The organism is Pseudomonas sp. MWU12-2345 (genome assembly GCF_023242385.1).
Classification (GTDB): Bacteria; Pseudomonadota; Gammaproteobacteria; order Pseudomonadales; family Pseudomonadaceae; genus Aquipseudomonas; species Aquipseudomonas gingeri_D.
The window spans coordinates 1033172-1045780 of record NZ_JALLJA010000001.1; the positions used below are offsets into that span (position 1 = coordinate 1033172).

Sequence of the window (12609 nt, forward strand, 5' to 3'; positions counted from 1 at the left end):
GTCTCCAATTATTTTTGTTGGCCTACGTTCTTGCCAAGGAATGGTGCGCCGACTTGTAAACTCCAGCAATAGCAACTAAGTTCGTATACTGTTGCTCTACAGGCAACGCAATTTTCTGACGGGTAAACCTGCATGCGGGAAATCAATCAACAACGACTTCGCTACTTTCACGAGGTGCTGGTGCACGGCTCGATCCGGGGCGCGGCGGAGAGCATCAATACCTCACCCTCCGTGATCACCCGTCAAATCAAACTGCTGGAAGAGGAATTGGGTGCGCAGCTGTTCGAGCGCCAGGCCCGTGGCGTGCGGCCCACCGAGGCGGCGGCGCATCTGCTGGAGTTCTGGCGCGGTTATCGATCGCACCAGGAAAAGCTCGAAGACCAGCTTCAGGCGATCAAGGGCCTGCAGCAGGGCCATGTGCGAGTCGTCATCAGCGAAGGCTATGTCGATGCCTTGGTAGACAACGTGCTCGCCCCCTTCTGTAAGCAATACCCCAAGCTCGATGTCACGCTGGATATCCTGCCGGTGGACGATGTGTTGAACGAAGTGGCGGAAAACCGCGCGCACATCGGCCTGGCCTATAACCCACCCGCACATCCGCACATCGATTATCGCGCCGCGTCGTCACAGCCGGTGATGCTGCTGGTGCGCCCCGATCATCCGTTGGCGGTGCGCGGAACGGTAGTGAGTGTCGAGGATATTCTCGGCTGCAAACTGGTACTGACACCGACGACGTTTGGTATCGGGCACGCGATCAAGCTGCTGGAGTATGCCGAGAAGATCGAAATCCGCCCGACGCTGATCAGCAACTCACTGGCCGCACTCAAGCGGTTAGTGGCCTCAGGGGATTTTGCTTCGTTGGCAGGGGAGTTCGCGGCCTACCGGGAAATCGAAAAGGGCCAACTGGCGGCAATCTTGATCAACCATCCGCTGTTACTGGGGGTTGAGGCAAAGCTGCTAGTGAAGTCCGGGCGACCACTGGCCGCGCCGGCGCAAGAATTGCTGAACTGGATGCTGCAATACCTGCCAATGTTTAAATCGTGAGAGACGCAGGGTAGACACCCCACCGTCGGAGCCTAGCGGCTAAGGGCGGAACGGTCGTATCTTAAGGGGGGAACGGTGTCCTGTCTTTCATGGGGCTCGTTCACAGCCCAACCTATGACCACTTCACGCAGCGGGTTGGTGCAGGCACCTATCGCATTCATCCCCAAGCGCTTTTGGATCGTATGAATGAGCGCGGGCTGGCTTAAGGAATGATCGCTTACTCAGGGAGTACCCATGCCTTTCAGAGCTGATGTTCGTCTCATCGCGGCAGCACGAGCAGGTGGTATATGCGCTAACCCGCGCTGCTCCTGCTACCTTCTTGACCCAGGTGATGAAGGCCCAAATCAGGTCGATGTGTTCGAGGCTGCTCATATAATCTCGGAAGCCCCGAATGGGCCCAGGTATAGGTTCATACCTAACTTTGATTACGACCATATTTCCAACTGTATTCCCTTATGTCGCGCTTGCCATAGGCTCGTCGACCATCCTCAAAACTGGCGGATGTATGCAAAAGAGGTACTGCAGGAATGGAAAACCGATGCAGAAGAAATAGCTAGAATGCGTCGAAATAAACCTGTAAATGTGCCTTTTTTTGATCCCAACACGGAGTGGCAGATAAAGCAAAAATTTGCCGATCACTTGGCCAAAACTCTCGATCCGCTTTGGGGAATTCAGCATCTTGTTGATCAAGGCATCCTCCCGCAGTCCGTACACGATAAGATTTGGAACGGCTCTTTCGGATTCTCACCCGGAAAGTGGGGACATAACCATCCTGGCCGATCCCACGATGCACGTATCGCCTACGGGCAAGACGGTCTCGTTGAAACGATGACACGACTGAGAACCCTATTCGGTCAACGAAGGTGGGCGTCCTACACATGGCTTCAGAGCATCGAACACTGCTCTTTTCGAGAGATTATATACGCCGATTTGGAGCCCCACTACATTCACAGTCTGAAGCACGAACTACAAACACTTACTCGACAGGCTCATGACTTCATACATATGCCATAGAGGGCAAACATTTCTCATAAATCTTGACTGATTGAGTTACTTGAACTGCCTTATCCAATCAGCGAGATGACGGGCCACCAGTCGGCCAAAATGTCCTTGCCACACGTAGCTGGACTACCGATAACCACGATCCATTAGATTACGACCAACCGGATGCGAGTCCAAGGCCCGTAACGTCGGCACCTCAACTGAAATCCGCCCCCAAGGAGGGCTAATGACCACCAGTAACATGGCTCAGCAGTTGCGAGAGGCTAAACATGTTGTTGTATTCACAGGGGCTGGTGCATCAGCGGAAAGCGGCATCCCGACTTTCAGGGACGCTCTGACTGGACTCTGGGAGCGGTTTGATCCTGCGCACCTTGCGACTCCTCAGGCATTTCGTGCAGATCCGAGCCTGTGCTGGGGGTGGTACGAGTGGCGCCGGCTGAAGGTTATCCAAGCGCAGCCAAATGGGGCTCATCTCGCTATCGCTGAGCTTGCCAATCGTGTGCCCAAGCTGACCGTGGTGACACAAAATGTTGATGACCTGCATGAGCGCGCCGGCAGCCGGGATGTGATCCATCTGCACGGCAGCCTGCATTCACCCCGCTGCATCGATTGTGGGCAGGCGCATACGTTGCCTCTCCCGACTGACGCTCTGCCTGAGGATGGACGCCGGATTGAGCCGCCGCGATGCAGTGCGTGCAATGGGTATGTCCGACCAGGCGTTGTGTGGTTTGGGGAGATGCTGCCCGAGGATGCATGGAGCGCTGGGCTCGCCGCTGCGCAGAAATGCGATGTGTTCCTGTCGATTGGAACGTCCGGGATTGTTTATCCGGCAGCAGAGCTTCCGCTACGAGCGTTGGGGCATGGTGCGACTGTCGTTCACATCAATCCCGTGCGGTTTGATATCAGCGGTCAGGAGCACTTTCTCGAAGGCCCTGCCTCTGTGATGATGCAGAGCTTACTTCGCGAGACCTTTGGCGACCATCCTATCTCGTAGTTGGATGGCTATTTCCGGTAGATCCGTTTTGGGCTTGCCCCCTTCGGGGCACGGCTGGCGTGAACCAAACCCTGACTGCGCCAGGGTTTGGCCCTGCGGGCTTTCATCCTCAAGTCTCTGCCCCGTCGCAGGTCGGCGCGCTCCGCTTGAAGAGCGCTCAAAACGCCACGATGGATGATTGAGCAAGGGTCATAGAATTCACAGGGAATTCAGGATGAAGCAATCCCCAGAAGACGATATACCTCATAGCGTTCGTCCTCCTCCTCAAGTCCTTTTATATGCCCGGCCTCAGTGTGCAGCACAGGGAGTAAGCGCGCAAAGTCAGTGGTCATCTGATAATTGGTTGTAGTTTGGCTTTCGATCTCTTTGCGCGTCACATTCGTTACCGTGAAGCAGTCCAGCAATAACCGCAAATTCCTATCATCTGTGAAAAATTTAGTTTTCGCGTACCCTTTTCCATGAGCAATCCAAACATTAAGTATCATATTTGAAAAGTTGGCTATGCGCTGTACTAACTGAATATCTCCCAGTGCATTGCTCGCATCGAACTCGTCAGGATTTTTCTTGAACTTCACGACCTTAAAAGCAGGCAAAAAGCTATAGACGCAAGCGACTGAAACAATTACAACCGGATGATTTTTCAAGATCCCAAGACTTTGCGCCTTAGAACATATATCAGCAACGAGTTCAAGGCGTCTTTCTGCAAGCGGCTTATCATGCAGCCCCATTGAGTTAACGTATATAAGAAACTCAAGATAGGCTGGGCCCAACTCTTCAGGGTGCTCACCTTTGAGCTCGAGAATCATAGCTGGTGTTATAAGATTTTTTTCATACACTCTAGCTTTAGTGAAGAACTTCTGCATGGCGACTATGTCGCCTGAAACTTCAGCTATGAGATCTTCATCAGCTCTAGGTTTTTTCAAATCACTGATTATCTCAAGAAAAGCTGCGATATACGAGATCCCGTCCCTAGGTTTATCGAGCTTAATTAGTTCAGAAATCGACTCTCGAACCGGAACGGAGGGGGCGGGCGGCTTTTTTAAATGAGTTTTGATGTGGCTAATGGCGCAGACGTCTAGCAAGTGTAAAGTTGGCGCACCGTCTGCCGGACACAGAGACCGCATCAGAGCGGCGGCAGAGGAGTGTTCTCCAGCAGGAATCTCAAATCTAACTTTTATATTGATGGGATGAAAAACAATTTCCTTGTCAACCTGCTCGCTCACCTACTTCTCTCCTTAACTGTAGCTCAACAGACTTTAACTTACAAACACGGTGTGTTAGTACGTTCGAAAACTAGACACCATCCCCGGCTCAGTTCCATTACGAAGCATACCATCAATCTTGAGTCGACTTGAGTTAAACATTCGAATCTAATCAGCGAACCTAGGAGGTTTGACGGGAGCGTACATCAATTCGCCAATTTTCGCCCGGAGTCATCAGTTCAAACGGCAGGCTCGTTCCTAGCCAGAGCTGGTGAGCCTGCCTGACTCGTTCGTGCGTACAGCCACGAACTGCGTCGAGCTTGGCGGCTCTGGGTATACGAGAGTAACGCGGGACGAAAGGTTCTCTGAGATAGCCACGAACAGTGTTGCGGGACACGCCCAATGTCTTGGCGGTCTGTCGAATGCTGTGCCCTTGGCGGGCCAACTCTCTGATCTCCGCTGCTTGACATGGGCAGCCTCAAATGGCTGCGACGTTAGCCCACGTAAAGGGCTTGAAAGCCCCACTCAATCACCAGTCAGGTCTCAAAACTGATGGCTTACGAAATCCACATTTTAAGAGCGAACGAGATAACACTCGAAGAGTGGCAATCGTTCTGTGCTCGTGACCGAGCAATCAAATTGGAAACCGAAATTTCCGGAATCAATCCTCGCACGAGTGAAAGCATCAGCATCAGCGGCAAAGGCTCTGCAATTTGGACGACCCCTCAAACCCAGCAGAAATATCTTTTTGATTTCCGCAGGGGAAGAATCTCCTTCGTCTATAGCGATGCAGCACTGGTGAAGGGCAAGGAAATCGCCACCGCCTTGGCTGCGAGCGTCGAAGGTGACGAAGGTGAGATATATTGAGATCACTCATGGTCGAAGGCGGATATTCGTGGGAGCGCTACTACGGTCAAAGCTCCCCGCAATTACACAAGTTGACGACTGGCCTCTATAAACAAAGTGCGCAGCTTTTGCTTTGCCACCTCTGATAGACGCGGTGAGTAACGTTTATACTCTTCTTCGGCCGCCTTTTGCTTGCCGTTCATGGCCAAGACAAATGCGTAGGCCAGAGGGTGTTGCAAATAGTTGTAGAACCCAAGGCCGCCGGATGACAGGTGCTGTCTCACTAGCTCGAAGGCCTCCGGTAGATCTGATATCAAACGAGTTTTGCTCCAGAACGATTCAGCCTGTGCAATGGCTGCGTTCAGCACCCTGGGGGCATGACTGGCTATGATTTCAGGTCCATAGCAATAGGAGATATCCAATGCCCGATCCCGGGTATCCCAGGTCAGATCAAGCTGCGCTGACTTAGGGGTTCTGTGCCACTTTATATTGTTGCCGGAAACATGAGGGACGAAATCCAGTGAAAGCCCCCATGCTGGTGCTAGCGCACCGCCTTTCCACTGTTTAAGGCAGAATATCTGGCGAATGGGGGCGTCAAGGCTACGCAGCCAGCACAGCGGTCCCTGGACCTCAAACCCCAGCGGATGCAGCAGAGACTCTACTACTGGTGAAACGATTTCATGGATCTGATCTATCCGAATAACAGCGAATGTCCGTTCCTGCATACCTTTCTCCGTGGTTGAAAACCTTTGACTTCATACTCGCAGAGGTCCATTCAGGCTTGGCTCCGAACAGGAATTTTCCTTATCAACGGTATAACGTCAAGCCGATAGTTTGCGTCTAATAATTTCGCCCCCCGTCGGCTGGCTCGAAGCCGCGACCGGACTCAGTGGTAGGAGCTTTGAAGGTCTGCTTCTGGCCGAGATTGCTATCCGTTCCGAAGGGCAACTATCGACCCAAAGCTGACGGTGGCGATGGGCCGAGATCGGCCAGAAGCTGCCAACCATAACTGTTTCTCGCGAGCGAGGTAAGGTCCCCGTAGATGTATAAAATGGCGGTGGATAAGTGGTGGTGCGCACGCGTCGTCACTTGCTAGCGCGACGAAGTTTAAGGTTTTTAGCGAATTGGACGATATAGAAGGAACCTTTGCCAATCCATAGGCAAGGCGGGCTAAAATTGAGCAGCGTCGAAATGGAACGATCGGAAGGCGCCAAATCGCTAATCGTGGACAACATATAAAAAGGGACGTTTGTGTACAGAATATTATTAGAGAGTGACTATAATAAACATCCATCGTCAGGGTGGATTTATTTATCGCCTAGCAACTGGGATGACTATAATTTCAAGACAACATTTTCAGTTTCTGTGCTCTGCAAAGGCTCAGTACTCCGCCTTGGTGAAGTAAAAATAGGCTATGAAGATCAACCGGCTGGATGGACTAGGGATGCTCTTAAAGGTCAAGATCTATTAGGTCTTCCAAAGAATTTTTTCTCGATAGGCCAAGATATTGCATATTATGAAGTTCTATATGAGAGCTTTAGCTCCAGGGATGTTGATGACATATTGAAATCAATGCGTGACGCCTCGTGGATGGACGCAGTGTTACGCCAGTCCCAGAAACATGAAGTTTTCCGTCACTCACTATTAAGAACGGTGAGCCTAGCAGCTTTCCCTCAATACAAAAGAATTGTCCAAGGCCTTCCACCCCTCACCTCTTACAAGTTTTCCTACAACTACTCAAGGGAGAATGGCAGTAATATATCGTTAGGATTTAACGTTAAACCTGGCTCGATGCCGCCAACTAACATACATGTTCTTATTGGAAGGAATGGTGCTGGAAAAACAACGATACTTAACTCTATGGTTTCAAGTGTTGTTGATAAAGCTCACGATTGCGATGGAAGTTTTTTGGTAAGCATGGCAGGATCGTATTCAGAAATGCCCGAGCAATATTTTAGCAGTGTGGTTTCTGTCTCGTTCAGCGCATTTGATACGTTCATGCCACCCGATAATCGCCAAAATAGATCTGAAGGAGTAGCTTACTTTTATATCGGTATGAAGCGAAGAGTTACTTGCGATAATGGGGGAGTTTCCGCGACAGCAAAGGGGCCCTCAGATTTTCTCGCTGACACATTAGAGTCTATTGAGTCTTGCTGGAGCCAGGAAAGAAAGCGCAGTAGGTGGGTCGCAGCGATAAAACGACTAGAGTCAGACTTGAATTTTGCCGAGATGAACCTGGCCAAACTCTCCTTACAGCCTTTTGATTGGGTTAAAAATGAAATTATTGAAAAAATAAGAAGTGCCAGTTCAGGCCACTTTATAATTTTACACACTATTACGCATTTGGTTGATGTAGTAGAAGAAAAAACTTTAGTTCTAATGGATGAGCCAGAGACCCACCTGCACCCACCGCTGCTTTCGGCATTCATGAGGGCGCTGGCAGATCTCCTTATCGATCGCAACGCTATTGCCCTTATTGCCACGCATTCACCGGTGGTCTTGCAAGAGGTGCCAAATTCATGTGCTTTCGTGTTGACACGAAATGGCGATCAACAGCGGATCGATCCGCCCGAAAGAGAGACTTTTGGGGAAAATGTTGGGGCGCTCACCAAATCAGTATTCGGGTTAGAGGCAATAAAGTCCGGATTTCATGACATTTTAGCTAGCTCAGTACAAAGCGGACAGTCATTCGAAGAAATTCTATCTGACTATTCCGGACATTTAGGGCTGGAAGGGCAGTTAATATTAAGAGCAATGCTTGAGTCGAAAAGTCAGTCGGAGATTGAGTGAATGAATATTCTGCCCAAATTGAATATTGACTCAGTTGACGTTTTTGATGCCTGTGTTAGCAGCATTAAAGATGCCGGGCTTCGCGCCAGATTCATTGACTCAAAAAGCGACATTTTAGCTGAGTTTAGGAGCTACGTCGGCCACGCAGCTATGGAGAATTTATCCTCCTTGAAATCCTGCGAGCATGGAAAAGACTGGCAAATCATAATTAACTCTCTAACCAAAGGGCACTTCAAGCAACTTTATACGCAGTGCATGGTTGGCCCCGAAAGTAACGGGAGAGTTTATTATGACAAAATTCTAAACAGTATACCTCTAAGTATGTGTCCGCTGTGCGATTTAACTCATGTCGACAGTGTTGACCATTTTGCCTCGAAGTCTCGATATCCAATTTTTTCAGTTCTTACAGACAACCTAGTACCAGCTTGTATGAAGTGCAATAAAAGCAAGGGCGCTTCCGTAATATCAAAGAAAAATGAATCTTTACACCCATATTTTGAGCATTCAATTCTCACTAGCGAGCCATGGCTCTATGCTCAGTTGAAAGGGGCTGTACTACCAGTGGCCAAGTTTTTCGTAGATCCCCCTGCGCATTGGTCGCCAGAATTAAAGAAAAGAATATCGAATTATTTCCAAGATTTGGAGCTTGAGAGTCGATATGCAAAGCGCGCAGCATCCGAAATAGCAGACTTGCTTAGTTATAGTGGCGATTTATCGTCGAGAGCTAAGGAGTTTGCCACGATAGCTACAGTCGAGCGAGCCAAGAAAAAGAACTTATGGAAAGCAGCTTTATATGAGGCTTTAGCATCTCAATATAGCAGCACGCTATAAGCGATAGAACTTAGCAATTATATACTTCGCGCCAGCGTTTAACCTGGCAGCTTGTTCTACCTAGAGCTTGCTCGGCGGATCGTTGGGGGATGCCTCATTCTCTGAGAGGCTGCTTCTGGCCGGTTTCTGCCCATTGTGAGGGGCAGCTGTGGGTCGATTCTGTTGAAAAAGTCGGTTTCGGTTTTCACGACGGAAACGTACGCGTCTGAGATTAAAATCCGTGTTTTGAGCAGAGGGTGCAGGACTCAGATTTCACGTAGCAGCGTGCAAAAATGACGTTTTCACCGCTCAATGCATGGACCGTCAGCCCGGGTCGACTTTTTCAACAGAATCGATCGACTTCTGCCGGTCAAGGCGCACCCCGTGCGCTGGTCAAACCCGATGCAAGCAACTGGTCAAGTCGAATGCAAATGGGTGGTCAAGTCCATGCAAATGCTCCCCTTACCAAGGCTATTCATGTAGTTTCTAGGCATACGAACACGAGAGTCTACCTCGTAGTAGTTTTGATCAGACAAATTCGGCGCAGGCTCGCAACTGCTGCGCCGTCCAATGGATCGAAGATCGAATTGCGAACTTGGTATCACCGACGGCACACACTACTCATGCTTGAATCCAACCAAATTTTCTTAACATGTCTATTGAGCCGCTGTTGTCCCCCCGTCAAGTTCTGGGCATCAGTGCAATGATGCTTGCCACACTACAATCGAGGCATTAGACCTCACAAGGCAAGTACTTAATCGATGATTATTCCGAGTACAACGCTATCACCGCGCGAATGAACATTGAGCGCCTGGGCGGCCAGGTACATGCCTGGTGCGAACGTATGGAAACTATCTCGCTCATCAGACCTTGAAATGGCTGACCATCTTCTGCAACTGGTTGCCCAAGCGTGCCAGCTCTACGCTGGAGGTAGCGGTTTGATCACTGGAGCAAGCGGTCTGTTCAGAGACGTTACGCACGTTGATGATGCTGCGATTGATCTCCTCGGCCACAACACTTTGTTGTTCGACGGCCGCGGCGATCTGTTGGTTCATGAATTGGATGCTCGACACAGTGCGAGTGATATTGCCCAGTGCCACACCGGCTTCGCGAGTCAGTTCGACCCCGCTTTCAGTCAGGATACGGCAGTTGTCCATGGCGCTGGCCGCTTGCTCTATACCACTTTGCAAACCGGCGACCAACCGTTCAATTTCCTCGGTGGACTTCTGGGTCCGCTTGGCTAAACCGCGAACTTCGTCGGCGACCACAGCAAAACCACGACCCGCCTCTCCGGCTCGGGCAGCTTCGATAGCGGCGTTGAGTGCCAGCAGGTTGGTCTGCTCCGCTACCGCCTTGATCACGCCCATGACGCTACCGATACCGGTGCTTTCCTGCCGTAAGAGATTCATCGCCTCAGTGGAACGTACCACTTGCACCGCCAGCTGCTTAATCTGTGCGATCGCTTCGGCAACTACCTTGTCACCCTCCCGGGCTTGGCCATCGGCATCGGCAGCAGCTTGAGAGGCTTGCTCGGCATTGCGCGCGACTTCCTGCACAGTGACTGTCATTTCGTGCATCGCAGTAGCAACCTGGTCAGTTTCGAGCTTTTGAATGTTGACACCGGTACTGGTCTGTTCGGTCACCGTCGACAGCGCTTGGGCGGCAGCAGCGATCTGAGTCACGCCGTCGCGAACACCGCTGATAAGGCTGCAAAGCGTCTCGCCCATGTGCCGAATACCTTGTTGTAACAGGCCTAATTCATCGCGGCGGGTGACCACCAGATTCTGGGTGAGGTCACCCGCCGCAATGCGTTCGACGATGCCAAGGGTTTCCAGGATAGGACGGGTAATCTGGCGGGTGATGATGACGGCAGCCAAGATGCCGAACAGCAAGGTCAACAGGGTGCTGACCAACTGCAAGATACGAGTCTGGGCAACTTCGCTGTCACGGATGTCCAATTGGCCCTGATAAAGGGCTTCGCTGCGTGCCCACATCTCGCTGCCCTCATCGACCATTTCTTTACTCGTCAAGGCAACAATGTTGCTCGCCGTTTTATAGGCCAACAAGGCCGTGCGGTAGTCGCCTAACACGGTTTGCAATTGACGCAATACATCCTGCTGGGAAGCACTGAAATCTACACCCAGCTGTTTGAGCACCTCGACGGTTTTATTCAGTTGGTTGATGGCTTGCAGTTCGGTATCCAGAGCATCGTTGGCGACGTACTGACTTACTTCATAACGGGTCAGCAAGAACTGTTCTATAGCAAGGCTGATGGCCTGCAAACGTTCGGAACGATCCGTGTTGCCTGAGGGCATTTGAAGCACACTACTGCGGAGCGTGGTCATCAGCCTACCGGCCGCTTCGGCGTTGTCGCCCAAAATCTGACGCGCACGATGGCCGTCTTGAAACGCGTCGCGCATTTTATTCAGCGATTGCTGGAAATGACTGATAACGACCGATTGCTCCTTGAGCGGCTTGAGATTTCCCGAGGGCATGAAAGTACCGAGCAATTTTTGCTGCTGCTTGATAAATGCATCCACACTCACCTGCACCTTCTGCGCAGCGATTTCATCTCCATGAGTGAGCATGTATTGAAGACGAGCCACGCGAACGTTGTTCAGCAATAGATTTAGCTGCGCGATATCGCCTATTCGGTCAGTGCGCCAGATCAGGGTGTCCAGACCAGTCCTGCCCGTCAGGGCAAGCACTGTGGTAAGTGCCAATACCAGTCCGAAGCCCAAAGTCAGCTTGAGGTTGACGCTAAGATTGCAGAGCCACTTATTCACTTAATCGCTCCATAGGGAGTTCTGCTATGGATTTTCAGATCGTTGGAGAGCTGTTTCCATCGACAATGAGGGGCTTTCATGGCGAGTATTCGTCATGTTCTGTTCTTGCTGGATCATCTTCTCCAAAAGGCGCCTGGCGCGTACCGCACCACCATCACTGACCAGCAATACCGGCTTGAGCGCCCAGAAATCCTGGTCGCCTATCACCTCCTGCTGGGCTTGGAGCATGGGCATGTCTTCGGTGGTAAAGGGTTGAAGCAACCACTGGATATTTTCTTCAGCAAGCCGCCTGCCTTCTTCACCGAGTTCTTTGGGAAAGGCAATGCCAAACCAGTAGTGAGTGGTACCGGCGGTCTCCGGGGTGAAGACATGCGCGACATATACCGAGCGACCGTTCTCTCGAGGCTCTCCGCTCGGGGTGTAACCGCTGTTAAGCAGCAGATTGGACGGCGCATTCCATCGCACGTCGAGCCAGCGATCAACCCGTTGCCCACTGGGAATACCGCGTAAACGCTCCAGATCGGGCGTCAGTTGCTCGTTGTGGGTGGTACGTTTGGAGTGTACAACTTCGCCATGCTGTTCAACCTCAATGACACCTTGGGCCACGGCGGCACTGCCCAAAGAGTTACCGTGCAGAAACTCAATATGACTCAGGTCAAGAATGTTATCAGTCTCCAGCACGTAGTTGGCTTTCACGTGCAAGTAGCTCTTTCCGATGTAAGCCGTTTGCGGGTCCATCGCACTGAAATCGGTAATCAATGCCGGGTCGGCTCGGTCCGGTTCGCCCATCCAAATCCAGGCGAAACCGTGACGCTCCTGCATCGGGTAGACCCGCACCCGGGCAGCATTGGGAATCGCACCGTTGCCATGAGGGTTATGCACACAGGCACCGCTGCAATCAAAGCTCAGTCCATGATAGGCACATTGAATTCTGTCATTGTGAAGGCGCCCTAAGTGCAGTGGTACGAATCGATGAGGGCAGCGATCCTGCAGCGCCTGTAAGGTGCCTTTGCTGTCGCGAAACAGTACGATTTTTTCGTTGAGCACGGTTCGGGGCAGTAGTTGACCTTCGATCAACTCGTCGGCCCAACCGGCGACATACCAGCAATTGCGCAAAAAACTCATGATGATCTCC

At 51.3% G+C, this 12609-nt stretch carries 9 protein-coding genes and 1 pseudogene; 5 read left to right on the forward strand and 5 right to left on the reverse strand.

All coding sequences use genetic code 11. The features are described 5' to 3' along the window. Nucleotides 1-132 precede the first annotated feature (132 nt). Nucleotides 133-1044 (forward strand): LysR family transcriptional regulator, encoded by a 912-nt coding sequence (locus M5C71_RS04220; protein ID WP_103495298.1) that lies wholly within the window; start codon nt 133-135, stop codon nt 1042-1044. A gap of 1228 nt (nt 1045-2272) precedes the next feature. Further along, nucleotides 2273-3040 carry an NAD-dependent deacylase gene (locus M5C71_RS04225; protein WP_248767306.1) on the forward strand — a complete coding sequence of 256 codons (768 nt, stop codon included), beginning with the start codon at nt 2273-2275 and terminating at the stop codon, nt 3038-3040. 209 nt (nt 3041-3249) lie between these two features. Here M5C71_RS04225 and M5C71_RS04230 read toward each other — a convergent pair whose 3' ends face one another. Continuing rightward, nucleotides 3250-4263, reverse strand: coding sequence for a hypothetical protein (locus M5C71_RS04230; protein ID WP_248767307.1), 1014 nt, complete (start codon nt 4261-4263; stop codon nt 3250-3252). A gap of 340 nt (nt 4264-4603) precedes the next feature. Then, nucleotides 4604-4696, reverse strand: a pseudogene (locus M5C71_RS04235) (helix-turn-helix domain-containing protein); the annotation flags it as partial. A 98-nt stretch (nt 4697-4794) separates the two neighbouring features. Here M5C71_RS04235 and M5C71_RS04240 point away from each other — a divergent pair. Next, the gene (locus M5C71_RS04240; RefSeq protein ID WP_248767308.1) at nt 4795-5109 is read left to right on the forward strand and encodes a hypothetical protein; all 315 of its coding nucleotides are present in this window, start codon (nt 4795-4797) and stop codon (nt 5107-5109) included. 62 nt (nt 5110-5171) lie between these two features. On the opposite strand, the gene M5C71_RS04245 is transcribed toward M5C71_RS04240, so the two are convergent. Next, the gene (locus M5C71_RS04245) at nt 5172-5813 is read right to left on the reverse strand and encodes a hypothetical protein (RefSeq protein WP_248767309.1); all 642 of its coding nucleotides are present in this window, start codon (nt 5811-5813) and stop codon (nt 5172-5174) included. 526 nt (nt 5814-6339) lie between these two features. Between M5C71_RS04245 and M5C71_RS33725 the strand changes: the two genes are divergently transcribed. Together M5C71_RS33725 and M5C71_RS04255 are read left to right on the forward strand one after the other, a co-directional pair. Continuing rightward, nucleotides 6340-7878, forward strand: a complete 1539-nt coding sequence (locus M5C71_RS33725; RefSeq protein ID WP_248767310.1) for an AAA family ATPase — start codon at nt 6340-6342, stop codon at nt 7876-7878. Beyond that, nucleotides 7879-8709 (forward strand): hypothetical protein, encoded by an 831-nt coding sequence (locus tag M5C71_RS04255; protein WP_248767311.1) that lies wholly within the window; start codon nt 7879-7881, stop codon nt 8707-8709. It abuts the gene before it with no gap. A gap of 842 nt (nt 8710-9551) precedes the next feature. On the opposite strand, the gene M5C71_RS04260 is transcribed toward M5C71_RS04255, so the two are convergent. After that, nucleotides 9552-11474: a methyl-accepting chemotaxis protein gene (locus tag M5C71_RS04260; protein WP_248767312.1), complete on the reverse strand. Its 1923-nt coding sequence runs from the start codon at nt 11472-11474 to the stop codon at nt 9552-9554. Nucleotides 11475-11498: 24 nt separating this feature from the next. After that, a complete protein-coding gene (locus M5C71_RS04265; protein ID WP_248767313.1) occupies nt 11499-12599 on the reverse strand; it encodes an aromatic ring-hydroxylating dioxygenase subunit alpha in 1101 nt (366 codons plus the stop codon). Nucleotides 12600-12609 lie beyond the last annotated feature (10 nt).

Bases quoted from the DNA above. Each gene is read 5' to 3' on its own strand.
- M5C71_RS04220 (WP_103495298.1), top strand. From the start codon at position 133: ATGCGGGAAATCAATCAACAACGACTTCGCTACTTTCACGAGGTGCTG.
- M5C71_RS04225 (WP_248767306.1), top strand. From the start codon at position 2,273: ATGACCACCAGTAACATGGCTCAGCAGTTGCGAGAGGCTAAACATGTT.
- M5C71_RS04240 (WP_248767308.1), top strand. From the start codon at position 4,795: ATGGCTTACGAAATCCACATTTTAAGAGCGAACGAGATAACACTCGAA.
- M5C71_RS04245 (WP_248767309.1), bottom strand. From the start codon at position 5,813: ATGCAGGAACGGACATTCGCTGTTATTCGGATAGATCAGATCCATGAA.
- M5C71_RS04255 (WP_248767311.1), top strand. From the start codon at position 7,879: ATGAATATTCTGCCCAAATTGAATATTGACTCAGTTGACGTTTTTGAT.
- M5C71_RS04265 (WP_248767313.1), bottom strand. From the start codon at position 12,599: ATGAGTTTTTTGCGCAATTGCTGGTATGTCGCCGGTTGGGCCGACGAG.